The sequence below is a fragment of the Escherichia ruysiae genome (assembly GCF_031323975.1).
Lineage (GTDB): Bacteria > Pseudomonadota > Gammaproteobacteria > Enterobacterales > Enterobacteriaceae > Escherichia > Escherichia ruysiae.
Window position 1 is genome coordinate 2,160,366 of the sequence record NZ_JAVIWS010000001.1, and the last position, 26,331, is coordinate 2,186,696.

The window sequence follows — 26,331 nt, forward strand, 5'->3', positions numbered from 1 at the left end:
GGTTAACCGGCTAAACGCGCCAGCAACAATTCACCCGCAGAGGAGACCGCACTCACGCGCGCCTCACGGCCTTGTGCCTGATAATCAATGTGTATTTCGACATCCGGGTCAGGAAGAACACCTGTACCTTGTTGTGGCCACTCCACCAGGCAGATGGCATCGTTGGCAAAATAATCGCGGATCCCCATAAACTCCAGCTCCTCGGGATCGGCAAGGCGGTACAAATCAAAGTGATAAACCATTAAATTGTCGAGCGTATAGGGTTCGACCAGCGTATAAGTGGGGCTTTTGACATTACCCTGATGACCCAGAGCCTGTAAAAAGCCCCGGCTAAAGGTGGTTTTACCTGCGCCTAAATCGCCATACAGATAGATTACGGTTGCGCCATCGCAAGCTTTCGCTACCCGCTCGCCCAGGTCTAATGTTGCCTGCTCATCAGGGAGCGGAATTACTCGATTCATCATGGTTTTTATCAGTCACTTCCGGGTTAACAATACGCTGTAGCGTGGAAAAGAGATCGGTTGCCAGCATCCCGCGCGTACCAAAACGCGCCGCCAGCACGTCAGCCGCCGCGCCGTGTGCGATACAGCCAGCACAGGCTGCATCATACGGCGACAGTTTTTGCCCAAGCAATGCGCCAATAATACCAGAGAGCACATCACCCATGCCGCCGCTGGCCATCCCTGCATTTCCGGCATCAATAATGCCTAAAGCGTCAGGATGGGCGGCGACCACGGTTCCGGCACCTTTCAGCACCGCTACGCCGCCATAACGTTGTACCAGACGTTGGGCGCAATGTAAGCGGTCACTTTCAATTTCTGCAACGGAACAGCCCAACAACCGTGCGGCCTCGCCAGGATGCGGCGTGATCACGCGATTGTGACGCTTATCGGGATTGATTGCCAGCAGGTTCAATGCATCAGCATCCCACAACATCGGTTTGCGAAAACTCTCAACTTTTTGTAGGGCTTTTTTCCCCCACTCTTGCTGGCCCAGACCAGGGCCAATCACCACCACATCGGCCCATTCCAGGCTTTCAGTTAAAGATTTCTCCGTCAACTCGTACACCATCAATTCCGGTCGTGCGGTCAGCAGCGGCGCAATGTTTTCACTGCGGGTCAGTACTCGGACTAGACCAGCGCCAGCACGCAGCGCCGCTTCCCCCGTCATACGAATAGCCCCCGCCGTGCCGTGATCGCCACCGATAATCACCAGCCGCCCGTGATCGCCTTTATGCGAAGTCGGGCGACGCGGTTTCAGCCAGTGAGAAAGTTGTTCTGCCGAAAACCGCTGAATTTTCGTCTCCTGACCTGCCAGCCAACTGTCCAGTCCCAGCGAGTCAAAATGCAGTTGCCCGGTAACATCCCGTGCTTTGCCGGTTAACAAACCAGGTTTAAGGGCAATAAAGGTGATGGTGTGAGCGGCGTTGATCACCGCGCCTGGCGTGGCGCCGGTTTCTGCCAGCAGGCCGGAAGGGATATCAACCGCCACAATCGGCGCCGGATGGGAATTAGCATGGTCGATTAATTGGCTAACAGATTCGCGGGGTGCTTGCTGCAATCCTGTGCCGAGCAGCGCATCAACGATCAAATCCACCGGCGCAGGCCAGACAATATTCGAGGCATGGATCTCGCCTCCCGCGTTTAACCATGCTTCGCGTGCCAGCGCAGCCTCTTCCGGTAACGGTTTGTCGCTCTCCTGGGCCAGTAACGTAACCTCAATACCGACCGCTTTTGCCAACCGCGCGACCACGTAGCCATCGCCGCCATTATTGCCATGACCGCACAGCACCAGCCAGTGGCGGGCGTCAGGATAAGCGGTACGACACACCTGAAACGCGGCTTCACCCGCACGAAGCATCAGTTCATAAAGCGTTAGCCCCAGCGCATCTGCCGCTTCGCGTTCGCCACGTCGGATATCGTCGGCGTGCCAGACGGTGTGTGGTATACTTACGGGGTTTTTCTTCATTGTATGGTCCGTCATGTCAGAGCCCCTCGATCTCAATCAGTTAGCGCAAAAAATTAAACAGTGGGGGCTGGAACTGGGCTTTCAGCAGGTGGGTATTACCGATACCGATCTCAGCGAGTCCGAGCCAAAACTGCAAGCATGGCTGGACAAACAATACCACGGCGAAATGGACTGGATGGCGCGTCACGGTATGCTGCGCGCCCGCCCCCACGAGTTATTGCCCGGTACGCTGCGCGTGATCAGCGTGCGGATGAACTACCTGCCTGCCAACGCCGCATTTGCCAGCACGCTGAAAAATCCCAAACTCGGCTATGTTAGCCGTTATGCGCTGGGTCGTGACTACCACAAACTTCTGCGCAACCGACTCAAAAAGCTGGGCGAGATGATTCAGCAACATTGTGTTTCGCTGAATTTTAGACCGTTTGTCGATTCTGCGCCTGTTCTTGAGCGCCCGCTGGCTGAAAAAGCGGGACTTGGCTGGACAGGTAAGCACTCACTTATCCTCAATCGCGAAGCCGGCTCGTTCTTCTTTTTAGGCGAACTGCTGGTTGATATTCCGTTACCGGTAGATCAACCAGTCGAGGAAGGATGCGGTAAATGCGTGGCCTGTATGACGATTTGCCCGACCGGCGCCATTGTCGAGCCATATACCGTTGATGCTCGCCGCTGTATCTCTTATCTCACCATCGAACTGGAAGGGGCAATCCCGAAAGAGTTACGCCCATTAATGGGAAACCGTATTTACGGCTGCGATGACTGTCAGCTTATCTGCCCGTGGAATCGCTATTCGCAACTGACAACTGAAGATGATTTCAACCCGCGCAAGCCACTACACGCACCGGAACTCATTGAGTTATTCGCCTGGAGCGAAGAGAAGTTTTTAAAAATAACGGAAGGTTCGGCGATTCGCCGTATAGGCCACCTGCGCTGGCTGCGTAATATCGCCGTGGCATTAGGCAATGCGCCCTGGGATGAAGCGATTCTGACGGCGTTGGAAAGTCGTAAAGGTGAGCATCCACTTCTTGATGAACACATAGCGTGGGCGATTACGCAGCAAATCGAGCGACGAAATGCCTGCGTGGTTGAGGTTCAACTACCGAAAAAACAGCGTCTTGTTCGGGTGATTGAAAAGGGCTTACCACGCGACGCCTGATTCATCCACAGCTTGTGAATAAAAATAAAAACGCATTGCAATTCAAGCCGGAAAAAATCGTCAAGCGATCAATACGACAAATCGAAACCTTAATTTTCAATTTAAATATCAACACGTTAATAATTTACTATTCACCGTGCGAAGTTTTTCTGAAATTAAGATTACAGCCTGAACCTGTGGATAACTCTGTTTACAAGAGTTTGTCAGAGACAACAAAAACCAGCAATAACGCATTGCGTCGCTGTGGATAGTTTATTGAGAGGAGAATTTGGAGCGGGAAACGAGACTCGAACTCGCGACCCCGACCTTGGCAAGGTCGTGCTCTACCAACTGAGCTATTCCCGCTTGGGTGGTCTGTGCTTTACAGCACTTTCAAATTTTGGAGCGGGAAACGAGACTCGAACTCGCGACCCCGACCTTGGCAAGGTCGTGCTCTACCAACTGAGCTATTCCCGCTTGGGTGGTCTGTGCTTTACAACACTTTCAAATTTTGGAGCGGGAAACGAGACTCGAACTCGCGACCCCGACCTTGGCAAGGTCGTGCTCTACCAACTGAGCTATTCCCGCGTACTACTTAATTTTGCTTTCGTAATTTTCGCATTTCTGCGTCGTTACGGGAGGCGCATTATACGAGAAATCTTTCCCTCTGCAACCCCCCTAAAAAATTTTTTTTGAGTTTTTAACTCAAGTGCTGAAATTATCAGCAAGACGTTCAATTTAGCGCCAAACCCACGCCGCCGCAAGTGGATTCCGGCGGTTACGTGACCAGGCAAAGTTTTACAGCTTGATAAAATGCTCGCGGTAGTAAGCCAGCTCCGCCACCGATTCACGGATATCATCCATCGCCTGATGCGTCCCCTGCTTGGTAAAACCATCAAGAATTTCCGGCTTCCAGCGGCGCGCCAGCTCTTTCAGGGTGCTGACATCGAGATAACGGTAGTGGAAGTAGGCTTCCAGTTCCGGCATATATTTAAACAGGAAGCGACGATCCTGACCGATGCTGTTACCACAAATTGGCGATTTCCCCGCAGGCACCCACTCTTTTAAGAACTCGAGCGTCGCCAGTTCTGCTTCGCGATCGCCCATTGTGCTCGCCTTCACGCGCTCCACCAGCCCACTGGCGGTATGGGTACGGACATTCCAGTCATCCATCAACGCCAGTTGTTCATCAGACTGGTGTACTGCAATGGTCGGCCCTTCCGCCAGAATATTCAGGTTGGCATCGGTCACCAGCGTGGCAATCTCAATAATGCGATCGCGCTCGGGATCCAGACCGGTCATCTCAAGATCGATCCAAATCAGGTTGTTTTCATTGGCACTCATGCTATTTTTCCACCCATTCACAGTGACTATATTGATCCACAATTGCGTGTATCATAGATGTTTTGCCCATCAGGGGCGACCAGGAGTCAGTACGATTGAGTAAAAATAAACTCTCCAAAGGCCAACAGCGCCGTGTGAACGCCAATCACCAGCGTCGTCTTAAAACGTCTAAGGAGAAGCCCGACTACGACGACAATCTGTTTGGCGAGCCTGATGAAGGTATCGTCATCAGCCGTTTTGGTATGCACGCTGATGTGGAATCCGCAGACGGCGAAGTTCACCGCTGCAATATTCGCCGTACTATCCGTTCGCTGGTGACCGGCGATCGCGTGGTCTGGCGTCCGGGTAAACCGGCGGCGGAAGGCGTAAATGTCAAAGGGATCGTGGAAGCAGTACATGAGCGCACCTCAGTGTTGACGCGCCCGGATTTTTACGACGGCGTGAAACCTATTGCCGCCAACATCGACCAGATTGTTATTGTCTCCGCCATTTTGCCGGAGCTGTCGCTCAATATTATCGACCGTTACCTGGTGGCCTGCGAAACCTTGCAGATTGAGCCGATTATTGTGCTCAACAAGATAGATCTGCTGGACGACGAAGGCATGGCATTCGTCAACGAACAGATGGATATCTACCGCAATATCGGTTATCGCGTATTGATGGTTTCCAGTCATACTCAGGATGGGCTGAAACCGCTGGAAGAGGCGTTGACCGGGCGCATCAGCATTTTTGCCGGACAGTCCGGCGTCGGCAAATCGAGTCTGCTTAACGCGCTGCTGGGTCTGCAAAAAGAGATCCTGACCAACGATGTCTCAGACAACTCCGGTCTCGGCCAGCACACCACCACTGCTGCCCGGCTGTATCACTTCCCGCACGGAGGCGATGTGATTGATTCCCCTGGCGTGCGTGAATTCGGCCTCTGGCACCTGGCGCCGGAACAAATCACTCAAGGCTTTGTCGAATTTCATGATTACTTAGGCCTGTGTAAATATCGCGATTGCAAACACGATACCGATCCGGGCTGCGCAATCCGTGAAGCGGTTGATGAGGGGAAAATCGCGGAAACTCGTTTCGAAAACTATCACCGTATTCTGGAAAGCATGGCGCAGGTAAAAACGCGTAAAAACTTTTCTGATACGGATGACTGACAATTAAGCTAACCGTCGTTAGAATCGTCCCCTTTTTTTCAGGATCCGGCATGAACGCCGGATCAGGAACGACAAAACAATGGCCTGGAGGCTACCTTGTTAAATTCATTTAAACTTTCGCTACAGTACATTCTGCCAAAACTATGGCTTACTCGCCTGGCGGGTTGGGGCGCAAGCAAGCGGGCAGGATGGCTGACAAAACTGGTTATCGATCTGTTCGTTAAATACTACAAGGTCGACATGAAAGAGGCGCAGAAACCGGACACCGCCAGTTACCGCACCTTTAACGAATTTTTTGTCCGTCCGTTGCGTGACGATGTGCGCCCAATCGATACCGATCCCAATGTCCTGGTCATGCCTGCCGATGGCGTTATTAGCCAGTTAGGTAAAATCGAAGAAGATAAAATCTTGCAAGCGAAAGGCCACAACTACAGCCTCGAAGCCCTGCTGGCGGGTAACTACCTGATGGCGGATCTCTTCCGTAATGGTACGTTTGTGACCACTTACCTCTCCCCGCGTGACTATCACCGCGTACATATGCCATGCAACGGTATCCTGCGTGAGATGATCTACGTGCCGGGCGATCTCTTCTCCGTTAACCATCTCACTGCCCAGAACGTGCCAAATCTGTTTGCCCGTAACGAACGCGTAATCTGCCTGTTCGATACCGAATTTGGCCCGATGGCGCAGATTCTGGTCGGGGCGACGATTGTTGGCAGCATTGAAACTGTCTGGGCTGGCACCATTACGCCGCCGCGCGAAGGCATCATCAAACGCTGGACCTGGCCTGCCGGGGAAAACGACGGTTCGGTGGCACTGCTGAAAGGCCAGGAAATGGGTCGCTTTAAACTCGGCTCTACCGTTATCAACTTGTTTGCGCCAGGTAAAGTGAATCTGGTTGAGCAACTGGCAAGCCTGTCTGTCACGAAAATTGGTCAGCCGCTGGCAGTATCTACCGAAACCTTTGTTACGCCAGAAGCTGAACCAGCCCCGCTTCCTGCTGAAGAGATCGAGGCAGAACACGACGCCAGCCCATTGGTTGACGACAAAAAAGACCAGGTCTAATCCATCAAAGGAAACGCTGACGTGCGCCTGATTATCACTTTTCTGATGGCCTGGTGCCTCAGTTGGGGGGCGTACGCCGCGACGGCCCCCGATAGTAAACAAATCTCACAAGAACTGGAGCAGGCAAAAGCGGCGAAGCCCGCGCAGCCAGAAGTCGTAGAGGCGCTCCAGTCCGCCTTAAATGCGCTTGAGGAGCAAAAAAGCTCCCTTGAGCGCATCAAGCAATATCAGCAAGTTATCGATAATTACCCGAAACTCTCCGCTACTCTGCGCGCACAGTTGAACAACATGCGTGATGAGCCGCGCAGTGTGTCGCCGGGGATGTCTACCGACGCGCTGAATCAGGAAATTCTCCAGGTCAGTAGTCAATTGCTGGATAAAAGCCGTCAGGCTCAGCAAGAACAGGAGCGCGCCCGCGAGATTGCGGATTCACTAAATCAACTACCGCAACAGCAAACCGACGCCCGCCGCCAGTTGAATGAAATCGAGCGTCGTCTCGGGACACTTACGGGAAATAGTCCGCTTAATCAGGCGCAAAATTTCGCGTTGCAGGCCGACTCCGCGCGTTTGAAGTCATTGGTCGATGAACTCGAACTGGCGCAACTTTCTGCCAATAATCGTCAGGAACTGGCGCGTCTGCGTTCGCACTGGCAGAAAAAGAGAGTCAACAACTGGATGCGTATTTGCAGGCATTGCGTAACCAGTTGAATAGCCAACGCCAACTGGAAGCGGAACGGGCGCTGGAAAGCACCGAATTACTGGCAGAAAGCAGTGCCGATTTGCCGAAAGATATCGTCGCTCAATTCAAAATTAACCGCGAGCTGTCGGCGGCGTTGAATCAGCAGGCGCAGCGGATGGATCTCGTCGCTTCACAGCAACGTCAGGCTACCAGCCAGACGTTGCAGGTTCGGCAGGCGCTGAATACGCTACGCGAACAATCACAATGGCTGGGTTCGTCAAACCTGCTCGGCGAAGCACTGCGGGCACAAGTGGCACGACTGCCGGAAATGCCCAAACCGCAGCAACTGGATACTGAAATGGCGCAGTTGCGCGTGCAACGGTTACGTTATGAGGATCTCCTCAATAAACAGCCGCTGCTACGGCAAATCCATCAGGCCGACGGTCAGCCGCTGACCGCCGAGCAAAACCGTATTCTGGAAGCACAGCTACGCACTCAGCGTGAGTTACTGAACTCCTTACTCCAGGGTGGCGACACGCTACTGCTTGAACTGACCAAGCTGAAAGTCTCCAACGGACAACTGGAAGATGCACTGAAAGAGGTCAATGAAGCGACGCACCGCTATCTGTTCTGGACTTCTGATGTGCGCCCGATGACCATCGCCTGGCCGCTGGAAATCGCCCAGGATCTACGCCGTCTGATCTCGCTGGACACCTTCAGTCAGTTGGGTAAAGCCACCATGATGATGCTGACCAGCAAAGAGACGATTTTGCCACTGTTTGGCGCGTTGATTCTGGTCGGTTGCAGTATTTACTCGCGCCGCTATTTCACCCGTTTTCTTGAACGTTCGGCGGCGAAAGTCGGCAAAGTGACTCAGGATCACTTCTGGCTGACGTTACGCACTCTTTTCTGGTCGATTCTCGTCGCGTCACCGCTGCCAGTGCTGTGGATGACGCTCGGCTACGGGCTGCGCGAGGCGTGGCCTTATCCGCTGGCGGTGGCGATTGGCGATGGCGTTACGGCCACCGTGCCATTGCTGTGGGTAGTGATGATTTGCGCCACCTTTGCCCGCCCGAACGGCTTGTTTATCGCTCATTTTGGCTGGCCGCGCGAACGGGTTTCCCGTGGGATGCGCTACTATCTGATGAGCATCGGGCTTATTGTGCCGCTGATTATGGCGCTGATGATGTTCGATAATCTCGACGACCGCGAGTTTTCCGGTTCGCTGGGCCGTCTTTGCTTTATCCTCATTTGCGGTGCATTGGCGGTAGTCACACTCAGCCTGAAAAAAGCCGGTATCCCGCTGTATCTCAACAAAGAAGGTAGCGGTGACAATATTGCCAACCATATGTTGTGGAACATGATGATTGGCGCGCCGCTGGTCGCTATTCTCGCCGCTGCGGTGGGTTATCTGGCAACGGCGCAAGCTCTGCTGGCAAGGCTGGAAACGTCGGTCGCCATCTGGTTCCTGTTGCTGGTGGTTTATCACGTTATCCGCCGCTGGATGCTGATCCAGCGCCGCAGGCTGGCGTTTGACCGGGCGAAGCATCGACGGGCAGAGATGTTAGCGCAACGTGCGCGTGGAGAAGAAGAAGCGCATCATCACAGTAGCCCGGAAGGGGCAATTGAAGTCGATGAAAGCGAAGTCGATCTCGATGCTATCAGCGCGCAATCCTTGCGGTTGGTGCGTTCAATCCTGATGCTGATCGCCCTGCTTTCGGTCATCGTGCTGTGGTCAGAAATCCATTCTGCTTTTGGCTTCCTCGAAAATATTTCGCTATGGGATGTCACATCAACAGTGCAGGGCGTGGAAAGTCTGGAACCGATTACCCTCGGTGCGGTGCTGATTGCCATTCTGGTATTTATTATCACCACGCAGCTTGTGCGCAACCTGCCCGCGCTGCTGGAGCTGGCAATTTTGCAGCACCTCGATTTAACGCCGGGTACGGGCTACGCCATCACCACCATCACCAAATATCTGCTGATGCTGATTGGCGGGCTGGTCGGCTTCTCGATGATTGGTATTGAGTGGTCGAAATTGCAGTGGCTGGTCGCTGCGCTCGGTGTTGGTCTCGGTTTTGGTTTGCAGGAGATTTTCGCCAACTTTATCTCTGGCCTGATTATCCTGTTCGAAAAACCGATTCGCATTGGCGATACGGTGACGATTCGCGATCTCACTGGTAGCGTGACGAAAATTAACACCCGCGCCACCACCATCAGCGACTGGGACCGTAAAGAGATTATCGTGCCGAACAAGGCATTTATTACCGAGCAGTTTATCAACTGGTCGCTCTCTGACTCAGTCACACGCGTGGTGTTGACGATTCCGGCTCCTGCCGATGCCAACAGTGAAGAAGTGACGGAGATCCTGCTCACCGCAGCACGTCGCTGCTCGCTGGTGATCGACAATCCGGCACCGGAAGTCTTCCTGGTGGATCTGCAACAGGGGATTCAGATTTTCGAGCTGCGTATTTACGCCGCTGAGATGGGTCACCGTATGCCGCTACGCCATGAGATCCACCAGCTGATTCTGGCAGGCTTCCACGCCCACGGTATCGATATGCCATTCCCGCCTTTCCAGATGCGTCTGGAAAGTCTGAACGGTAAACAAACGGGAAGGACATTAACTTCTGCGGGTAGACGTCGCCAGGCGGGAAGTTTGTAATGTGTGAAGCTGCCAAATGACGCCAACGTGGCTAATTTAGCAGCTTAACTTCATCTTCAGTTATCTCCGGCTCCGGAGAGTATCATCCATAACGCATTTCTTCCTGACAACTCATCGCCGGACTGGCGATGAGTTGTTATTGCAGATAATCAATCTAAAGTTAACTGAGGCTGATTCGCCATGCGGCTGCAATAGTTCTGGTAAATCGCCATCGCTAACAGCGAGAAGAAGACAGGCCCGCCAATCATCCACAATGTGCTGTCCCAGTCTCCGGCTTCAACTACAGGCTGAATGATGGTGAAGACGTTCGCAAATGTCACCACCAGTACAACAACCACAGTTGCGATCATTGCCGACATATGCGTTTTGAAAATCACAAACGGTCTGTCGAGATCCTGACGCGCTTTAAAGAACGGGAAAGCCAGCGCGAGGAACAGATATGGAATGGTCATGGAAACGTTCGCCATCAGCGTCAGCTTGTTAAAGAACGCCGATGCGGTGCCACCGCCAAAGGAAACCAGCAGGATGAAGACTGTAACCAACCCACACTGCATCCACATAGCAATGGATGGCATCCCCATGGCGTTCAGGCGCGTCATCGGCTCCGGCCACAAGGCTTTCGGCGTCCCTTGAATAATCGCTTTCAGTGGTGAGTAGCAAAGCGTAAAGAACGCACCGGTATAGGCGAGGAACATGGAAAGTCCGGTAATACGCGCAAACCATACGCCCAGCGACAATGACGCTTCAGGTGATAAATGCAGTGCATTACCCAGAGACATCCCCAGGCTCTTCATCAGCACATAAGTAATATTACCAAGGTTAACAGAACCATTACTTAATACCTGCTGCCAGTTAGTGCTGACGCCCCATAAGAATATTGCTAACGAATAACCGATTGAAATAACAATAGCGGCAAAAACAATACCTTTAGCAAAGTTCTTTTCTGGGTTTTCCGTTTTATCTACCAGCCCACCTACAGCCTCAATTCCGCCATAAGCAAAAATGGCAAATACGACAAAAGATAACATCGCCAGACCGGACTGATATCCCGGATTCGGTGATGCCAGGAAATTAATATCCTGCGCGAAATGCCCACCATTTAATAACAAAATAGTAATGCTTACTAACAGCAATACTAAATTAAGACACATTACTGCAATACCGCCCACCGCAGTAATACGGGCAATTTTATTAATCCCTTTCGAGGCAACGACGGTAACCAGAATCATCCATGCTACAGCCAGCAGCCCAACCACCTGCGTAGGCTCAAGCCCAGCAATGCGCCAGTGCTGGGTCATATCGCTACCATAGAGGAAAGTAGAAAACGGCACCCAGACTTTAGCGGAGGTACTCACCATCCAAATGATATAAGAGGAAAACCACATAAATGTGCCGATGAAAGCAAAACGTGGTCCAACGCTATTATTCATCCAGGAATAGATACCGCCCTCTTCTTTGCGATAGGCAGCCCCCATTTCAGCCATCATTAAGGCGAATGGAATAAAGAATAATAATGCAGAAAATATATACCACGGAATCGCACTATATCCCATTAAATAATAAGCCGAAGGGCTATTCGCAAAACCGAATACTGAAGTAAAGATCATCAGTATGAGTCCAATTAGACTCATCTTTTTTATCGTGTGAGGCATGAAATCATCCTTCATTTCAGCGCGCATATTAAACGCGCCAACTAACTGCACTACCCACCGATTGGTGGGCAACAATAAAACTAAAACAGAATTGATACCTGGATGATAGCAAACATCCAGTCTTAAATTGTGCGCTTTAGCGGAAAAATGAAAACATATGCTACAGAATGGCGCCAGCTACGCCATTCTGTGTTGGATTTTAGCCAATTTTTCAGAATTATGCCCGGTCAACACTAAAGGCGATCACTTCTGCCAGTGTCTCCGCGCCCAGTGCCAACATCACCAGGCGGTCAACGCCTAACGCCACGCCGGAACAGTCGGGCATACCAACTTCAAGAGCTTCGATCAGGTTATGGTCTATCGGATGCTGCGGTAAACCACGTGCCGCACGTTTACGGTTATCCTGTTCAAAGCGTTGTTGCTGTTCACGGGCATCCGTCAATTCATGGAAACCATTCGCCAGCTCAATACCTTTGTAGTAGACCTCGAAGCGTTCTGCGACCCGATGATCCTCGGTACTGATTTGTGCCAGTGATGCCTGAGTGGCTGGAAAATGGTACACAAAAGTTGGTTTCTCTTTACCAATGTTCGGTTCCACGCCAAAGGTAAACAACAGTTGCAGCAGCGTGTCGCGATCTTCTTCGGTACCTGCAACGTTGCTGAGATCCAGCTTTGCCGCCACTTCCCGCAACTGCGTTTTATCAGCAGAGAGCGGATCAATTTCCAGATAACGCAAGAAGGCTTGCTGATAAGAGAGGCTTTCTGCTGCCGGGCAGTCCAGCACCTGTTGCAGAAGATCGTCCACCTCGTTCATCAACCGGTACATATCATAGTGCGGTCGATACCACTCCAGCATAGTAAACTCAGGGTTGTGATAACGCCCCATCTCTTCATTACGGAAGCTGCGGCACAGCTGGAATACCGGACCACAACCGGCCACCAACAGGCGTTTCATGTGGTATTCCGGACTGGTCATTAACCAGAGATTCATCCCCTGCGAATGCCCGGGGCCAACGAAACGTGTCTCAAACGGGACCAGATGAATATCGGTTACCGTTGCCTGGCTCATACAAGGCGTCTCCACCTCCAGCACTCCACGATCGGCAAAGAAACGACGGATCTCCGCCATAATCGCCGCACGTTTTAATAAGTTAGGAATAGACGCGCTCGGCTGCCAGGATGCCGTTTCGCTCATAGTAAAATCTCCAGTTTTTAACAAGGGCACGAAGTCTACTCGCAACGCGGCGGCGAGACAAATTTTACGCAGGAATCAATCAACGGTGGACGGCGACTAAAAAAACCGCAATATGATGGTTTAGTAATTAAATTAATCATCTTCAGTGATAATTTAGCCCCCTGGCACGCTAAAAAAATCGATCTCGTCAAATTTCAGACTTATCCATCAGACTATACTGTTGTACCTATAAAGGAGCAGTGGAATAGCGTTCGCAGGCCGTAACTTTCAGATACTTACCCTGAAGTACGGTGCTGCGGGATAAAAACAATCTGGAGGAATGTCGTGCAAACCTTTCAAGCCGATCTTGCCATTGTAGGTGCCGGTGGCGCGGGATTACGTGCTGCAATTGCTGCCGCGCAGGCAAATCCAAATGCAAAAATCGCACTAATCTCAAAAGTATACCCGATGCGCAGCCATACCGTTGCCGCTGAAGGGGGCTCCGCCGCTGTCGCGCAGGATCATGACAGCTTCGAATATCACTTTCACGATACAGTAGCGGGTGGCGACTGGTTGTGTGAGCAGGATGTCGTGGATTATTTCGTCCACCACTGCCCAACCGAAATGACCCAACTGGAACTGTGGGGATGCCCATGGAGCCGTCGCCCGGATGGTAGCGTCAACGTACGTCGCTTCGGCGGCATGAAAATCGAGCGTACCTGGTTCGCCGCCGATAAGACCGGCTTCCATATGCTGCACACGCTGTTCCAGACCTCTCTGCAATTCCCGCAGATCCAGCGTTTTGACGAACACTTCGTGCTGGATATTCTGGTCGATGATGGTCATGTTCGCGGCCTGGTAGCCATGAACATGATGGAAGGTACGTTGGTACAGATCCGCGCTAATGCGGTAGTCATGGCAACCGGCGGTGCGGGTCGTGTATATCGCTACAACACCAATGGCGGTATCGTAACTGGTGACGGTATGGGTATGGCGCTGAGCCATGGCGTTCCGCTGCGTGATATGGAATTCGTTCAATATCACCCGACCGGCCTGCCAGGTTCCGGTATCCTGATGACCGAAGGTTGCCGTGGTGAAGGCGGTATTCTGGTCAATAAAAACGGCTACCGTTATCTGCAAGACTACGGTATGGGCCCGGAAACGCCGCTGGGCGAGCCGAAAAACAAATATATGGAACTGGGTCCGCGCGACAAAGTTTCTCAGGCCTTCTGGCACGAATGGCGTAAAGGTAACACCATTTCCACGCCACGTGGCGATGTGGTTTATCTCGACCTGCGTCATCTGGGCGAGAAAAAACTGCACGAACGTCTGCCGTTCATCTGTGAACTGGCGAAAGCGTACGTTGGCGTCGATCCGGTTAAAGAACCGATTCCGGTACGTCCGACCGCGCACTACACCATGGGCGGTATCGAAACCGATCAGAACTGCGAAACCCGTATTAAAGGTCTGTTTGCCGTTGGCGAATGTTCTTCTGTTGGTCTGCACGGTGCAAACCGTCTGGGTTCCAACTCGCTGGCAGAACTGGTGGTCTTCGGTCGTCTGGCGGGTGAGCAAGCTATGGAACGCGCATCTACCGCCGGTAATGGCAACGATGCGGCAATCAATGCCCAGGTTGCTGGCGTTGAGCAGCGTCTGAAAGATCTGGTTAACCAGGATGGCGGCGAAAACTGGGCGAAGATCCGCGACGAAATGGGTCAGTCCATGGAAGAAGGTTGCGGTATCTACCGTACACCGGAACTGATGCAGAAAACCATCGACAAACTGGCGGAGCTGCAGGAACGCTTCAAGCGCGTGCGCATCACCGATACCTCCAGCGTGTTCAACACCGACCTGCTCTACACCATTGAACTGGGTCACGGTCTGAACGTTGCTGAATGTATGGCGCACTCCGCAATGGCACGTAAAGAATCTCGCGGCGCACACCAGCGTCTGGACGAAGGTTGCACCGAGCGTGACGACGTCAACTTCCTCAAACACACCCTCGCCTTCCGCGATGCTGATGGCACTACCCGCCTGGAGTACAGCGACGTGAAGATTACTACGCTGCCGCCAGCTAAACGCGTTTACGGTGGCGAAGCGGATGCAGCCGATAAGGCGGAAGCAGCCAATAAGAAGGAGAAGGCGAATGGCTGAGATGAAGAACCTGAAAATCGAGGTGGTGCGCTATAACCCGGAAGTCGATACCGCACCGCATAGCGCATTCTACGAAGTGCCTTATGACGCAACCACCTCATTACTGGATGCGCTGGGCTACATCAAAGACAACCTGGCACCAGACCTGAGCTACCGCTGGTCCTGCCGTATGGCGATTTGTGGTTCCTGCGGCATGATGGTTAACAACGTACCGAAACTGGCATGTAAAACCTTCCTGCGTGACTACACCGACGGTATGAAGGTTGAAGCGTTAGCTAACTTCCCGATCGAACGCGATCTGGTCGTCGATATGACCCACTTCATCGAAAGTCTGGAAGCGATCAAACCGTACATCATCGGCAACTCCCGCACTGCGGATCAGGGTACTAACATCCAGACCCCGGCGCAGATGGCGAAATATCACCAGTTCTCCGGTTGCATCAACTGTGGTCTGTGCTACGCCGCGTGCCCGCAGTTTGGCCTGAACCCAGAGTTCATTGGTCCGGCTGCCATTACGCTGGCGCATCGTTATAACGAAGATAGCCGCGACCACGGTAAGAAGGAGCGTATGGCGCAGTTAAACAGCCAGAACGGCGTATGGAGCTGTACTTTCGTGGGCTACTGCTCCGAAGTCTGCCCGAAACACGTCGATCCGGCTGCGGCCATTCAGCAGGGCAAAGTAGAAAGTTCGAAAGACTTTCTTATCGCGACCCTGAAACCACGCTAAGGAGTGCAACATGACGACTAAACGTAAACCGTATGTACGGCCAATGACGTCCACCTGGTGGAAGAAGTTGCCGTTTTATCGCTTTTACATGCTGCGCGAAGGCACGGCGGTTCCGGCTGTGTGGTTCAGCATTGAACTGATTTTCGGGCTGTTTGCCCTGAAAAATGGCCCGGAAGCCTGGGCGGGATTCGTCGACTTTTTACAAAACCCGGTTATCGTGATCATCAACCTGATTACTCTGGCGGCAGCCCTGCTGCACACCAAAACCTGGTTTGAGCTGGCACCGAAAGCGGCCAATATCATTGTAAAAGACGAAAAAATGGGACCAGAGCCAATTATCAAAAGTCTCTGGGCGGTAACTGTGGTTGCCACCATCGTAATCCTGTTTGTTGCCCTGTACTGGTAAGGAGCCTGAGATGATTAATCCAAATCCAAAGCGTTCTGACGAACCGGTATTCTGGGGCCTCTTCGGGGCCGGTGGTATGTGGAGCGCCATCATTGCGCCGGTGATGATCCTGCTGGTTGGCATTCTGCTACCACTGGGCCTGTTTCCGGGCGATGCACTGAGCTATGAGCGCATTCTGGCGTTTGCACAGAGCTTCATTGGTCGCGTATTCCTGTTCCTGATGATCGTCCTGCCGCTGTGGTGTGGTTTACACCGTATGCATCACGCGATGCACGATCTGAAAATCCACGTGCCTGCGGGCAAATGGGTTTTCTACGGTCTGGCTGCTATCCTGACAGTTGTCACGCTGATTGGTATCGTTACAATCTAACGCATCACCAATGTAAATCCGGCCCGCCTATGGCGGGCCGTTTTGTATGGAAACCAGACCCTATGTTCAAAACGACGCTCTGCGCCTTATTAATTACCGCTTCTTGCTCCGCACTCTCCGCCCCCCAACAGCTCAACGATATTGTGCATCGCACAATGACTCCGCTTATAGAGCAACACAAAATCCCTGGCATGGCGGTGGCGGTGATTTATCAGGGTAAACCTTATTACTTTACCTGGGGCTATGCGGACGTAGCAAAAAAGCAGCCCGTCACACAGCAAACGTTGTTTGAGTTAGGTTCGGTCAGCAAAACATTTACGGGTGTGCTCGGTGGCGACGCTATTGCACGAGGGGAAATCAACCTAAGCGATCCCGCGACAAAATACTGGCCTGAACTTACTGCTAAACAGTGGAACGGAATCACGCTATTACATCTTGCAACCTACACCGCTGGCGGGCTGCCGTTACAGGTGCCCGATGAAGTGAAGTCCTCAGGCGACTTGCTACGTTTCTATCAAAACTGGCAACCCACCTGGGCACCAGGAACACAGCGTCTGTATGCTAACTCCAGCATCGGTTTGTTCGGCGCGCTGGCAGTGAAACCATCCGGTTTGAGCTTTGAACAGGCGATGCAAACTCGTGTTTTTCAACCACTCAAACTCACCCATACGTGGATTAATGTGCCGCCCGCAGAAGAAAAAAATTACGCCTGGGGATATCGCGAAGGCAAGGCCGTGCATGTTTCGCCAGGGGCGTTAGATGCTGAAGCTTACGGTGTGAAATCAACCATTGAAGATATGGCTCGCTGGGCGCAGAGCAATATGAATCCCCGTGATATCAACGACAAAACACTTCAGCAAGGTATCCAGCTGGCGCAGTCACGCTACTGGCAAACTGGCGACATGTATCAAGGTCTGGGCTGGGAAATACTCGACTGGCCGGTAGATCCAGACAGCATCATTAATGGCAGCGACAGTAAAATTGCGCTGGCAGCACGACCAGTAAAAGCGATTACGCCCCCCGCCCCTGCGGTACGAGCATCATGGGTACATAAAACAGGCGCGACCGGCGGATTTGGTAGCTACATCGCATTTATTCCAGAGAAAGAGCTGGGGATTGTGATGCTGGCTAACAAAAACTATCCCAATCCAGCGAGAGTCGCTGCCGCCTGGCAGATTCTCAACGCTTTGCAATAACAACGCAGATGGTCCGAATTTTCGGACCTTTTATCCGCATTTCCTTTCTGTCATCTACACTTAGAAAAAAACCAGTAAGGAAACATTTATGCGCCTGCTCCCTCTCGTTGCCGCAGCGACAGCGGCATTTCTGGTCGTTGCCTGTAGTTCTCCCACACCGCCTCGTGGCGTTACTGTGGTAAATAATTTCGATACCAAACGCTATTTGGGTACGTGGTATGAGATTGCCCGTTTTGATCACCGTTTTGAACGCGGGCTGGAGAAAGTGACTGCGACGTATAGCCTGCGGGATGACGGCGGCCTGAATGTCATCAACAAGGGTTATAATCCGGACAGAGAGATGTGGCAGCAAAGCGAAGGAAAAGCGTACTTTACGGGAGACCCGCATCGCGCCGCGCTGAAAGTGTCGTTCTTTGGCCCTTTCTATGGCGGCTATAACGTCATTGCGCTAGATCGGGAGTACCGCCATGCGCTGGTTTGTGGCCCGGATCGCGATTACCTGTGGATACTCTCCCGCACCCCAACCATTTCTGACGAAGTTAAACAGGAGATGCTGGCAGTCGCGACCCGGGAAGGGTTTGATGTCAGTAAGTTTATTTGGGTACAGCAGCCCAGCAGTTAATGGGTGCTAAGTTTCAGACCAATAATCCCCAGTACGATTAACGCCAGACTCGCCAGGCGCATCGGGTTAGCGGACTCACCGAGCAGTACAATGCCGGTAATCGCCGCCCCGACTGCGCCAATTCCCGTCCACACGGCATAAGCCGTCCCTACTGGTAACGATTTCATCGCCCAGGCAAGTAGCGCCATACTAACAACCATCGCCGTCACGGTAATAACGCTTGGTGTCAGGCGACTAAAGCCGTGCGTATATTTCAGGCCAACCGCCCATACCACTTCCAGCAGACCAGCAATAACTAAGATTATCCAGGACATATCAGGCTCCGGAGATTTGGGGCCGTCCCCGGTGAAAAGAAGCGTTTGCAGGTCGTCCTGCAAAGCTGATGGTGAAGGAGGTATTTTGCCGATTTAAGAGGAAATTTCAACGGTTACGACAGTGATTACCGCCGAGAAAAACAAACGGCACGACAAATCTGCCGTACCGTTATTGCTTATTGCTGCGCTTTCGTCGCTGCGCCAGAAATCGCGTTACCGCCATCAGAAATGTCTTCACCAACGCCGCGCGTGGTATTGCAGGCGGTTAATACAGTTGAAAGCACCAGAACAGAAAAGATCGCTGCAATTGTCTTCTTAACCATAACGTCTTCCTTTTAGGTAATGTTATTTGTGTTTGCCTATAGCAAATTAATAATAGACAACATCACCAAAAATGACGGAAATCTGATGATTTTTCGGAAGTGAAGAATAAATTAGCTGGCAGCGCGGGAGATGGAATTACCAAGATGTTTGATGTCTTCGCCGAAACCCCGAGCGGTGTTACAGCCCGTAAGCAGCGTGCTGGCAAGCAAAACAAGAACGATAAGGCGTTTCATCATCTCTGACCTGAATAAGTGATGGTGCAGCCAACAGGCCGCACCACAACCGCATTACTTCACGCGAGAGACGTATTCACCAGAGCGGGTATCCACTTTGATGACTTCGCCGATCTGTACGAACAGCGGAACTTTAACCACAGCGCCAGTAGACAGGGTAGCCGGTTTGCCGCCAGTACCTGCGGTATCGCCTTTCAGACCCGGATCGGTATCAACGATTTCCAGTTCAACGAAGTTCGGCGGAGTAACGGAGATCGGCTGACCATTCCACAGAGTTACAATGCACTCAGCCTGATCCAGCAGCCATTTAGCGTTGTCGCCAATTGCTTTCGCATCAGCAGACAGCTGCTCGAAGGTTTCGTTGTTCATGAAGTGCCAGAACTCACCGTCGTTGTACAGGTAAGTCAGGTTCATATCGACAACATCAGCGCCTTCAGCGGAATCAGTAGATTTGAAAGTTTTTTCTACGCGAGTACCAGTCAGCAGACGACGCAGTTTAACGCGAGCAAATGCCTGGCCTTTACCCGGTTTTACGAATTCACTCGCTTCAACCGCGTAAGGTTCGCCGTCTAACATGATTTTAAGACCAGCACGAAAATCGTTGCTATAGTACGTTGCCATAAGGCCCTCTGAAATTTGTTAATTGGTAGCTAAGCCACAAAATGGCGCATATTGTAACCCTAAATACCCCATCCAGAGAAGATTGGTTAACGCAACTTGCCGATGTTGTGACCGATCCTGATGAACTTCTGCGTCTTTTGAATATAGACGCGGACGAAAAACTGTTGGCCGGACGCAGCGCCAAAAAGCTGTTTGCACTGCGCGTGCCCCGCTCATTTATCGATCGCATGGAGAAAGGCAATCCTGACGATCCACTTTTGCGTCAGGTACTTACCTCGCAAGATGAGTTTGTCGTCGCGCCCGGATTCTCCACCGATCCGCTGGAAGAACAGCACAGCGTAGTGCCTGGTTTGTTGCATAAATATCACAACCGGGCGCTACTGTTGGTTAAAGGCGGCTGCGCGGTAAATTGTCGCTACTGTTTCCGTCGCCACTTCCCGTATGCCGAAAATCAGGGCAACAAGCGTAACTGGCAGGCGGCGCTTGAGTATGTTGCGGCGCATCCGGAACTGGACGAGATTATTTTCTCCGGCGGCGATCCGCTGATGGCGAAAGATCACGAGCTGGACTGGCTGCTGACGCAACTGGAGGCGATCCCGCATATCAAACGTCTGCGGATTCACAGCCGTCTGCCGATTGTGATCCCGGCGCGCATCACAGAGTCGCTGGCTGAACGCTTTGCCCGTTCTACGTTGCAAATCTTGCTGGTGAATCACATCAACCATGCCAATGAAGTAGATGAAACATTCCGTCAGGCAATGGCTAAGTTGCGCCGCGTGGGCGTTACTTTGCTGAACCAGAGCGTTCTGTTACGTGGCGTGAATGACAACGCGCAAACGCTGGCAAACCTGAGTAATGCCTTGTTCGATGCGGGCGTGATGCCCTATTACCTGCATGTGCTCGATAAAGTGCAGGGCGCAGCGCATTTTATGGTGAGTGATGATGAAGCACGGCAGATTATGCGTGAGTTGCTGACACTGGTGTCGGGATATCTGGTGCCGAAACTGGCGCGAGAAATTGGCGGTGAACCCAGCAAAACGCCTCTGGATCTCCAGCTACGCCAGCAGTAACTGATTAACAGGGAAGTTAAACAGAAAATTGCCTGATGCGCTTCGCTTGTCAGGCCTACATCGTGCATTGAAACTCAATGAACTGTAGGCCGGATAAGGCGTTTACGCCGCATCCGGCAAGAGCAACAAACGCAAGTACAGCAACCTGTCATTAAACTGGGAATTTTAATCTTTGCACGTTGCATAACCTTTAATTATTCATATGCATTGCTGTTGTTACTCTTTATATAACTAACACCAATAATTAACCTTTCTTTTCTGTTTATATAGAGTGAGCACGGCTATTTATGTTATTTTAACAACTATTACTACCAAGCTCATTTATCTGGCTTATAAATTAAAATTAATTATTTTATTGAGAAATGGTTAGGGAGAACCTACATGGCCATAAGCATCAAGGGTGTTAATACCGGTGTTATTCGCAAAAGTAATAATTTCATTGCACTGGCACTGAAAATTAAAGAGCCTCGCAATAAAGAGTCGTTATTCTTTATGTCTGTCATGGAACTGCGCGACCTGCTGATTGCGCTGGAAAGTCGTCTGCATCAAAAGCATAAACTGGATGCTGATACACGTATTCAGTATGAGCAGGCTCGCGATAAAGTCATGAAGAAAATGGCAGAGAATATCCCAGAAATTCTGGTTGATGAGCTTAAAAATGCCGATATTAATCGCCGGGTTAACACTCTGGAACTTACCGATAACCAGGGCGAAAATCTCACATTCACATTAACTCTGCATGATGGCAGCAAATGTGAATTAATTGTCAATGAGTTGCAGATTGAAATGCTGGCGCGAGCAATCATTCATGCAATTAATAATGCTAAAATGCGTGAACTGGCATTGCGTATTACATCGCTATTAGATTTCCTGCCGTTATATGACGTCGACTGCCAGGACAATGGCAATCTGGAATATGACACCTATTCTCAGCCGGAATGGAAACATAATCTGTTTAGCCATTATCTGGCGGTGCTTTATCGCTTTAAAGATGAAAGTGGTAAAGAACAATTTAGCGGCGCGGTGGTGAAAACGCGTGAAGCGACAGCGGGTAAAGAAATTGAGGCTATCACACGCCGGATGCTTGATTTCAGCCCACGGCTGAAAAAACTCGCGGGTGTGCCATCTCAGGTCTACGTTCGTACAGTAGCAGCAAATAACGCCCAACCACTGACTCAGGATCAATGCTTACGCGCAATACATCACTTACGAGTTCAGTCCATCAGCAAGGCCGCGCCACAGGCGAAATAATCTCATCTTTTTGAATGCGAGGCTGGAGCCCTCCAGCCTGAAATTACTGATAACGTGATCGTTGATCATGCCGGATGCGGCGTAAACGCCTTATCTGGCCTACAAATTCTCGAGCATTCAATCAGTTGCAATGCCCGATGTAGGCCTGATAAGCGAAGCGCATCAGGCAATTACACGTTTGTCATCCAGCCTCTGGATCACATCAGTTCGGGCACTTATAAACCTGACCGATAATCTGGCTATCCGTCGGGACAAAACTGGACAACATTCCCTGCGACGGGCTGCTGATGCCATAAATCACGTTACCGCCCATTGCAGCCGCCTGGTTGCGCAGATCGTTTGCTGCGCCGCGCATAGAACCGCCTTCTTCACCGTGTTGCCCGGAAAGCCAGTTACTTTGCTTACCTGTCGCAGTACCAATCAGTTGGCACTCTGCACCTGGTTGCTCGTCAACAATGCGCACACTCTGACCGGCAGCACTCAATTCGTTACTGGAGCTACAACCCGCCATCAGTAGCGCGGCACCGACAATCCCTGCTAAGTATTTTACGTGCATGTTATTCCCCATAATCAATGAGCTGGACGCAACTCGTGTCGTCCGTGTCTGAATCTTATACTAGAAAGATGACCAAAAGAAAAACCCCCAGACATTTCTGCCTGAGGGTTTCTTTATTTCTGCAAGGTGCAGGGCAATTACATCATGCCGCCCATGCCACCCATACCGCCCATACCGCCAGCAGCGCCTAAGTCAGCTGCATCGTTTTTCGGCAGGTCGGTAACCATGCACTCGGTGGTGATCATCAGGCCAGCCACAGAAGCTGCGTACTGCAGAGCAGAACGGGTAACTTTGGTTGGATCCAGGATACCCATGTCGATCATGTTGCCGTATTCTTCGGTTGCTGCGTTGTAACCGTAGTTGCCGTCGCCACCTTTAACGGTGTTAGCAACAACAGACGGTTCTTCACCGCAGTTCAGGACGATCTGACGCAGCGGAGCTTCCATTGCACGCAGTGCAACTTTGATACCCACGTTCTGGTCTTCGTTCTGACCACGCAGGTCAGCCAGTTTAGACGCTACGCGGATCAGCGCAACGCCGCCACCAGCAACCACACCTTCTTCTACCGCAGCACGGGTCGCGTGCAGGGCGTCTTCAACGCGTGCTTTTTTCTCTTTCATTTCAACTTCGGTAGCAGCACCTACTTTGATAACTGCAACGCCGCCTGCCAGTTTCGCTACGCGCTCCTGCAGTTTTTCACGGTCGTAATCAGAAGTTGCTTCTTCAATCTGCTGACGGATCTGAGCAACACGGCCCTGGATTGCAGCTTCTTCACCCACGCCATCAATGATGGTGGTGGTGTCTTTGTTAATAACAACACGTTTAGCCTGACCCAGGTCTTCCAGGGTCGCTTTTTCCAGCTCCATACCGATCTCTTCAGAGATTACAGTACCGCCGGTCAGGGTTGCGATATCCTGCAGCATTGCTTTACGACGATCGCCGAAGCCCGGTGCTTTAACCGCAGCGACTTTCACGATGCCGCGCATGGTGTTAACAACCAGAGTTGCCAGTGCTTCACCTTCAACATCTTCAGCGATGATCAGCAGCGGTTTGCCTGCTTTTGCAACAGCTTCCAGAACTGGCAGCATTTCGCGGATGTTGGAGATTTTCTTGTCAGCCAGCAGGATGAACGGGCTTTCCAGTTCTACTGCGCCAGTTTCCGGCTTGTTGATGAAGTAAGGAGACAGGTAGCCACGGTCGAACTGCATACCTTCAACCACGTCCAGTTCGTCCTGCAGACCAGTACCATCTTCAACGGTGATAACGCCTTCTTTACCGACTTTGTCCATCGCTTCAGCGATCAGTTTACCTACAGTTTCGTCGGAGTTAGCGGAGATAGTACCAACCTGAGCAATAGCTTTAGAGTCAGAGCACGGTACGGACAGCGTTTTCAGTTCTTCAACTGCAGCGGTAACGGCTTTGTCGATACCACGTTTCAGATCCATCGGGTTCATGCCCGCAGCAACAGCTTTCAGACCTTCAGTGATGATAGCCTGAGCCAGTACGGTTGCGGTGGTGGTGCCGTCGCCTGCAGCGTCGTTCGCTTTGGAGGCAACTTCTTTCACCATCTGCGCACCCATGTTTTCGAACTTGTCTTCCAGTTCGATTTCACGAGCAACGGAAACACCATCTTTGGTGATGGTCGGTGCACCGAAAGATTTATCCAGAACTACGTTACGGCCTTTCGGACCGAGGGTAACTTTCACTGCATCTGCCAGTACGTTTACGCCGCGCAGCATTTTCACACGAGCGTCGTTACCGAATTTTACGTCTTTAGCTGCCATTATCTTTATTCCTTAAATTCGTATGTTCAGTGTCGTGCGCGGATTACGCTTCAACAATTGCCAGAATGTCGCTTTCGGACATGATCAACACTTCTTCATTGTCGATCTTCTCAGATTTCACACCGTAGCCATCGTTGAAAATAACGATGTCGCCAACTTTCACGTCCAGCGGCTTCACTTCGCCATTTTCAAGGATACGGCCATTGCCGACAGCCAGCACTTCGCCACGGGTAGATTTAGCCGCTGCAGAGCCGGTCAGAACGATGCCGCCAGCAGATTTAGTTTCAACTTCTTTACGCTTGACGATCACGCGATCATGCAATGGACGAATATTCATTGATAACTCTCCTTTGAGAAAGTCCGTATCTGTTATGGGTGACGCCGGAGCTTACGTGGTTTCCCGGCTGGTGACCAGAGAAATGGGGATGAGGCTTCGCCCCTTCAAGGGGGAAAAAGAAAAAAAATTCTGATCAGCACAAAATCGGGTAAAAATCCTGATTCACCTCACGTTTCATCGCAATTTCGACATCGCCGTCATAAGCGAATCTGATTGTGCTACCATCGAAATCCTGCGCAGTTGCCCAATATTTGGGCGCAATCGGACATCAACCCATGAGTGGACTCAAACAAGAATTGGGGCTGGCCCAGGGTATCGGCCTGCTATCGACGTCATTATTAGGCACTGGCGTGTTTGCCGTTCCTGCGTTAGCTGCACTGGTAGCGGGCAATAACAGCCTCTGGGCGTGGCCTGTTTTGATTATCTTAGTGTTCCCGATTGCAATTGTGTTTGCGATTCTGGGTCGCCACTATCCCAGCGCGGGCGGTGTTGCGCACTTCGTCGGTATGGCGTTCGGCTCGCGGCTTGAGAGAGTCACCGGCTGGCTGTTTTTATCAGTCATTCCCGTAGGTTTGCCCGCCGCGCTACAAATTGCCGCCGGATTCGGCCAGGCGATGTTTGGCTGGCATAGCTGGCAACTGTTGTTGGCAGAACTCGGTACGCTGGCGCTGGTGTGGTATATCGGTACTCGCGGTGCCAGTTCCAGTGCTAATCTACAAACGGTCATTGCCGGGCTTATCGTCGCACTGATTGTCGCCATCTGGTGGGCGGGCGATATCAAACCTGCGAACATCCCCTTCCCTGCGCCAGGTGATATCGAACTTACCGGGTTATTTGCTGCGTTATCGGTGATGTTCTGGTGCTTTGTCGGTCTGGAGGCATTTGCCCATCTTGCCTCGGAATTTAAAAATCCAGAGCGTGATTTTCCTCGTGCTTTGATGATTGGTCTGCTGCTGGCAGGATTAGTCTACTGGGGCTGTACGGTAGTCGTCTTACACTTCGACGCCTATGGTGAACAAATGGCGGCGGCAGCATCGCTTCCCAAAATTGTAGTGCAGTTGTTCGGTGTAGGAGCGTTATGGATTGCCTGCGTAATTGGCTATCTGGCCTGCTTTGCCAGCCTCAACATTTATATACAGAGCTTCGCCCGCCTGGTCTGGTCGCAGGCGCAACATAATCCTGACCACTACCTGGCACGCCTCTCTTCTCGCCATATCCCGAATAATGCCCTCAATGCCGTGCTCGGCTGTTGCGTGGTGAGTACGTTGGTGATTCATGCTTTAGAGATCAATCTGGACGCACTCATTATTTATGCCAACGGCATCTTTATTATGATTTACCTATTGTGCATGTTGGCAGGCTGTAAATTATTACAAGGACGTTATCGCGTACTGGCGGTGACTGGCGGGCTGTTATGCGTTCTGTTATTGGCAATGGTCGGCTGGAAAAGTCTCTATGCGCTAATCATGCTGGCGGGGTTATGGCTGTTTCTGCCAAAACGAAAAACGCCGGAAAATGGCATAACCACATAATCCGGCG

The 26,331-nt window shown here is 51.7% G+C and carries 25 protein-coding genes, 3 tRNA genes and 1 pseudogene; 13 read left to right on the forward strand and 16 right to left on the reverse strand.

Going from position 1 to position 26,331, the window contains the following annotated elements; all coding sequences use genetic code 11:
• Nucleotides 1-2: 2 nt before the first annotated feature.
• The gene (gene tsaE, locus RGV86_RS10640; RefSeq protein ID WP_000981977.1) at nucleotides 3-464 is read right to left on the reverse strand and encodes a tRNA (adenosine(37)-N6)-threonylcarbamoyltransferase complex ATPase subunit type 1 TsaE; all 462 of its coding nucleotides are present in this window, start codon (nucleotides 462-464) and stop codon (nucleotides 3-5) included.
• Entirely contained in the window at nucleotides 436-1,983 is a 1,548-nt protein-coding gene (gene nnr, locus RGV86_RS10645; protein WP_077629730.1) for a bifunctional ADP-dependent NAD(P)H-hydrate dehydratase/NAD(P)H-hydrate epimerase, read from the reverse strand. Before nnr ends, tsaE begins: the two co-directional genes overlap by 29 nt.
• Here nnr and queG point away from each other — a divergent pair.
• Nucleotides 1,982-3,121 carry a tRNA epoxyqueuosine(34) reductase QueG gene (queG, locus tag RGV86_RS10650; RefSeq protein ID WP_085461250.1) on the forward strand — a complete coding sequence of 380 codons (1,140 nt, stop codon included), beginning with the start codon at nucleotides 1,982-1,984 and terminating at the stop codon, nucleotides 3,119-3,121. The genes nnr and queG overlap by 2 nt on opposite strands.
• Here the strand turns inward: queG and RGV86_RS10655 are convergent.
• The 5 genes from RGV86_RS10655 to orn all read right to left on the reverse strand — a co-directional run bounded on the left by RGV86_RS10655 (nucleotide 3,104) and on the right by orn (nucleotide 4,444).
• Nucleotides 3,104-3,157 carry a hypothetical protein gene (locus tag RGV86_RS10655; protein ID WP_105285681.1) on the reverse strand — a complete coding sequence of 18 codons (54 nt, stop codon included), beginning with the start codon at nucleotides 3,155-3,157 and terminating at the stop codon, nucleotides 3,104-3,106. The genes queG and RGV86_RS10655 overlap by 18 nt on opposite strands.
• Nucleotides 3,158-3,390: 233 nt before the next feature.
• Nucleotides 3,391-3,466 (reverse strand) — tRNA-Gly (locus RGV86_RS10660).
• A 35-nt stretch (nucleotides 3,467-3,501) separates the two neighbouring features.
• Nucleotides 3,502-3,577 (reverse strand) — tRNA-Gly (locus tag RGV86_RS10665).
• Between the two features lie 35 nt (nucleotides 3,578-3,612).
• Nucleotides 3,613-3,688 (reverse strand) — tRNA-Gly (locus tag RGV86_RS10670).
• Nucleotides 3,689-3,898: 210 nt separating this feature from the next.
• On the reverse strand, nucleotides 3,899-4,444 hold the full coding sequence (gene orn / locus RGV86_RS10675) for an oligoribonuclease (RefSeq protein WP_001275617.1): 546 nt from the start codon (nucleotides 4,442-4,444) through the stop codon (nucleotides 3,899-3,901).
• Between the two features lie 95 nt (nucleotides 4,445-4,539).
• On the opposite strand from orn, the gene rsgA reads away from it, so the two are divergent.
• The 3 genes and pseudogenes from rsgA (at nucleotide 4,540) to mscM (ending at nucleotide 10,001) form a co-directional block, all read left to right on the forward strand.
• Nucleotides 4,540-5,592, forward strand: a complete 1,053-nt coding sequence (gene rsgA, locus RGV86_RS10680) for a small ribosomal subunit biogenesis GTPase RsgA (RefSeq protein ID WP_000041984.1) — start codon at nucleotides 4,540-4,542, stop codon at nucleotides 5,590-5,592.
• A gap of 96 nt (nucleotides 5,593-5,688) precedes the next feature.
• Nucleotides 5,689-6,657, forward strand: coding sequence for an archaetidylserine decarboxylase (asd, locus tag RGV86_RS10685; RefSeq protein ID WP_000934903.1), 969 nt, complete (start codon nucleotides 5,689-5,691; stop codon nucleotides 6,655-6,657).
• Nucleotides 6,658-6,678: 21 nt separating this feature from the next.
• A pseudogene (gene mscM, locus RGV86_RS10690) lies at nucleotides 6,679-10,001 on the forward strand (miniconductance mechanosensitive channel MscM).
• Between the two features lie 149 nt (nucleotides 10,002-10,150).
• On the opposite strand, the gene yjeM reads toward mscM, so the two are convergent.
• Entirely contained in the window at nucleotides 10,151-11,653 is a 1,503-nt protein-coding gene (gene yjeM, locus RGV86_RS10695; RefSeq protein WP_024212636.1) for a glutamate/gamma-aminobutyrate family transporter YjeM, read from the reverse strand.
• 217 nt (nucleotides 11,654-11,870) lie between these two features.
• Complete coding sequence (gene epmA / locus RGV86_RS10700; protein ID WP_085461251.1) at nucleotides 11,871-12,848, reverse strand: elongation factor P--(R)-beta-lysine ligase; 978 nt, start codon at nucleotides 12,846-12,848, stop codon at nucleotides 11,871-11,873.
• Between the two features lie 324 nt (nucleotides 12,849-13,172).
• Between epmA and frdA the strand changes: the two genes are divergently transcribed.
• The 6 genes from frdA (at nucleotide 13,173) to blc (ending at nucleotide 18,302) form a co-directional block, all read left to right on the forward strand.
• Complete coding sequence (gene frdA, locus RGV86_RS10705; RefSeq protein WP_001192969.1) at nucleotides 13,173-14,981, forward strand: fumarate reductase (quinol) flavoprotein subunit; 1,809 nt, start codon at nucleotides 13,173-13,175, stop codon at nucleotides 14,979-14,981.
• Nucleotides 14,974-15,708 carry a fumarate reductase iron-sulfur protein gene (frdB, locus tag RGV86_RS10710; RefSeq protein WP_000829498.1) on the forward strand — a complete coding sequence of 245 codons (735 nt, stop codon included), beginning with the start codon at nucleotides 14,974-14,976 and terminating at the stop codon, nucleotides 15,706-15,708. Before frdA ends, frdB begins: the two co-directional genes overlap by 8 nt.
• 10 nt (nucleotides 15,709-15,718) lie before the next feature.
• The gene (frdC, locus tag RGV86_RS10715; RefSeq protein ID WP_000208757.1) at nucleotides 15,719-16,114 is read left to right on the forward strand and encodes a fumarate reductase subunit FrdC; all 396 of its coding nucleotides are present in this window, start codon (nucleotides 15,719-15,721) and stop codon (nucleotides 16,112-16,114) included.
• A gap of 10 nt (nucleotides 16,115-16,124) precedes the next feature.
• A complete protein-coding gene (gene frdD, locus RGV86_RS10720; protein ID WP_010344911.1) occupies nucleotides 16,125-16,484 on the forward strand; it encodes a fumarate reductase subunit FrdD in 360 nt (119 codons plus the stop codon).
• Between the two features lie 62 nt (nucleotides 16,485-16,546).
• The gene (locus RGV86_RS10725) at nucleotides 16,547-17,680 is read left to right on the forward strand and encodes a BlaEC family class C beta-lactamase (protein ID WP_085461252.1); all 1,134 of its coding nucleotides are present in this window, start codon (nucleotides 16,547-16,549) and stop codon (nucleotides 17,678-17,680) included.
• 88 nt (nucleotides 17,681-17,768) lie between these two features.
• Entirely contained in the window at nucleotides 17,769-18,302 is a 534-nt protein-coding gene (gene blc / locus RGV86_RS10730; RefSeq protein ID WP_085461253.1) for a lipocalin Blc, read from the forward strand.
• On the opposite strand, the gene sugE is transcribed toward blc, so the two are convergent.
• The 4 genes from sugE to efp form a co-directional block, all read right to left on the reverse strand.
• Nucleotides 18,299-18,616 (reverse strand): quaternary ammonium compound efflux SMR transporter SugE, encoded by a 318-nt coding sequence (sugE, locus tag RGV86_RS10735; RefSeq protein WP_000118487.1) that lies wholly within the window; start codon nucleotides 18,614-18,616, stop codon nucleotides 18,299-18,301. The genes blc and sugE overlap by 4 nt on opposite strands.
• 176 nt (nucleotides 18,617-18,792) lie before the next feature.
• Nucleotides 18,793-18,939, reverse strand: coding sequence for a lipoprotein toxin entericidin B (gene ecnB, locus RGV86_RS10740; RefSeq protein ID WP_000239596.1), 147 nt, complete (start codon nucleotides 18,937-18,939; stop codon nucleotides 18,793-18,795).
• A gap of 111 nt (nucleotides 18,940-19,050) precedes the next feature.
• Nucleotides 19,051-19,176, reverse strand: coding sequence for a lipoprotein antitoxin entericidin A (gene ecnA / locus RGV86_RS10745; protein WP_000977757.1), 126 nt, complete (start codon nucleotides 19,174-19,176; stop codon nucleotides 19,051-19,053).
• A 51-nt stretch (nucleotides 19,177-19,227) separates the two neighbouring features.
• On the reverse strand, nucleotides 19,228-19,794 hold the full coding sequence (efp, locus tag RGV86_RS10750; RefSeq protein WP_000257278.1) for an elongation factor P: 567 nt from the start codon (nucleotides 19,792-19,794) through the stop codon (nucleotides 19,228-19,230).
• 41 nt (nucleotides 19,795-19,835) lie between these two features.
• Between efp and epmB the strand changes: the two genes are divergently transcribed.
• Both epmB and RGV86_RS10760 read left to right on the forward strand, forming a co-directional pair.
• The gene (gene epmB, locus RGV86_RS10755) at nucleotides 19,836-20,864 is read left to right on the forward strand and encodes an EF-P beta-lysylation protein EpmB (protein ID WP_000940512.1); all 1,029 of its coding nucleotides are present in this window, start codon (nucleotides 19,836-19,838) and stop codon (nucleotides 20,862-20,864) included.
• 381 nt (nucleotides 20,865-21,245) lie between these two features.
• Nucleotides 21,246-22,115, forward strand: coding sequence for a YjeJ family protein (locus tag RGV86_RS10760; RefSeq protein WP_085461254.1), 870 nt, complete (start codon nucleotides 21,246-21,248; stop codon nucleotides 22,113-22,115).
• A 202-nt stretch (nucleotides 22,116-22,317) separates the two neighbouring features.
• Here RGV86_RS10760 and RGV86_RS10765 read toward each other — a convergent pair whose 3' ends face one another.
• The 3 genes from RGV86_RS10765 to RGV86_RS10775 all read right to left on the reverse strand — a co-directional run bounded on the left by RGV86_RS10765 (nucleotide 22,318) and on the right by RGV86_RS10775 (nucleotide 24,792).
• On the reverse strand, nucleotides 22,318-22,671 hold the full coding sequence (locus RGV86_RS10765) for a DUF4156 domain-containing protein (protein ID WP_000558209.1): 354 nt from the start codon (nucleotides 22,669-22,671) through the stop codon (nucleotides 22,318-22,320).
• 137 nt (nucleotides 22,672-22,808) lie between these two features.
• Nucleotides 22,809-24,455: a chaperonin GroEL gene (groL, locus tag RGV86_RS10770; RefSeq protein ID WP_000729121.1), complete on the reverse strand. Its 1,647-nt coding sequence runs from the start codon at nucleotides 24,453-24,455 to the stop codon at nucleotides 22,809-22,811.
• A 43-nt stretch (nucleotides 24,456-24,498) separates the two neighbouring features.
• Nucleotides 24,499-24,792, reverse strand: coding sequence for a co-chaperone GroES (locus tag RGV86_RS10775; protein WP_001026276.1), 294 nt, complete (start codon nucleotides 24,790-24,792; stop codon nucleotides 24,499-24,501).
• Between the two features lie 275 nt (nucleotides 24,793-25,067).
• Between RGV86_RS10775 and yjeH the strand changes: the two genes are divergently transcribed.
• Nucleotides 25,068-26,324, forward strand: a complete 1,257-nt coding sequence (gene yjeH, locus RGV86_RS10780; protein ID WP_085461255.1) for an L-methionine/branched-chain amino acid transporter — start codon at nucleotides 25,068-25,070, stop codon at nucleotides 26,322-26,324.
• Nucleotides 26,325-26,331 lie beyond the last annotated feature (7 nt).

What these genes read in the sequence shown, in the direction of transcription:
- orn (WP_001275617.1), bottom strand. Translation starts at nt 4,444, where the DNA reads ATGAGTGCCAATGAAAACAACCTGATTTGGATCGATCTTGAGATGACC.
- frdC (WP_000208757.1), top strand. Translation starts at nt 15,719, where the DNA reads ATGACGACTAAACGTAAACCGTATGTACGGCCAATGACGTCCACCTGG.
- blc (WP_085461253.1), top strand. Translation starts at nt 17,769, where the DNA reads ATGCGCCTGCTCCCTCTCGTTGCCGCAGCGACAGCGGCATTTCTGGTC.
- tsaE (WP_000981977.1), bottom strand. Translation starts at nt 464, where the DNA reads ATGATGAATCGAGTAATTCCGCTCCCTGATGAGCAGGCAACATTAGAC.
- frdB (WP_000829498.1), top strand. Translation starts at nt 14,974, where the DNA reads ATGGCTGAGATGAAGAACCTGAAAATCGAGGTGGTGCGCTATAACCCG.
- queG (WP_085461250.1), top strand. Translation starts at nt 1,982, where the DNA reads ATGTCAGAGCCCCTCGATCTCAATCAGTTAGCGCAAAAAATTAAACAG.
- groL (WP_000729121.1), bottom strand. Translation starts at nt 24,455, where the DNA reads ATGGCAGCTAAAGACGTAAAATTCGGTAACGACGCTCGTGTGAAAATG.
- epmA (WP_085461251.1), bottom strand. Translation starts at nt 12,848, where the DNA reads ATGAGCGAAACGGCATCCTGGCAGCCGAGCGCGTCTATTCCTAACTTA.
- efp (WP_000257278.1), bottom strand. Translation starts at nt 19,794, where the DNA reads ATGGCAACGTACTATAGCAACGATTTTCGTGCTGGTCTTAAAATCATG.
- sugE (WP_000118487.1), bottom strand. Translation starts at nt 18,616, where the DNA reads ATGTCCTGGATAATCTTAGTTATTGCTGGTCTGCTGGAAGTGGTATGG.
- nnr (WP_077629730.1), bottom strand. Translation starts at nt 1,983, where the DNA reads ATGACGGACCATACAATGAAGAAAAACCCCGTAAGTATACCACACACC.
- RGV86_RS10760 (WP_085461254.1), top strand. Translation starts at nt 21,246, where the DNA reads ATGGCCATAAGCATCAAGGGTGTTAATACCGGTGTTATTCGCAAAAGT.
- frdD (WP_010344911.1), top strand. Translation starts at nt 16,125, where the DNA reads ATGATTAATCCAAATCCAAAGCGTTCTGACGAACCGGTATTCTGGGGC.
- RGV86_RS10775 (WP_001026276.1), bottom strand. Translation starts at nt 24,792, where the DNA reads ATGAATATTCGTCCATTGCATGATCGCGTGATCGTCAAGCGTAAAGAA.
- ecnB (WP_000239596.1), bottom strand. Translation starts at nt 18,939, where the DNA reads ATGGTTAAGAAGACAATTGCAGCGATCTTTTCTGTTCTGGTGCTTTCA.
- RGV86_RS10725 (WP_085461252.1), top strand. Translation starts at nt 16,547, where the DNA reads ATGTTCAAAACGACGCTCTGCGCCTTATTAATTACCGCTTCTTGCTCC.
- yjeH (WP_085461255.1), top strand. Translation starts at nt 25,068, where the DNA reads ATGAGTGGACTCAAACAAGAATTGGGGCTGGCCCAGGGTATCGGCCTG.
- yjeM (WP_024212636.1), bottom strand. Translation starts at nt 11,653, where the DNA reads ATGCCTCACACGATAAAAAAGATGAGTCTAATTGGACTCATACTGATG.
- epmB (WP_000940512.1), top strand. Translation starts at nt 19,836, where the DNA reads ATGGCGCATATTGTAACCCTAAATACCCCATCCAGAGAAGATTGGTTA.
- RGV86_RS10765 (WP_000558209.1), bottom strand. Translation starts at nt 22,671, where the DNA reads ATGCACGTAAAATACTTAGCAGGGATTGTCGGTGCCGCGCTACTGATG.
- ecnA (WP_000977757.1), bottom strand. Translation starts at nt 19,176, where the DNA reads ATGATGAAACGCCTTATCGTTCTTGTTTTGCTTGCCAGCACGCTGCTT.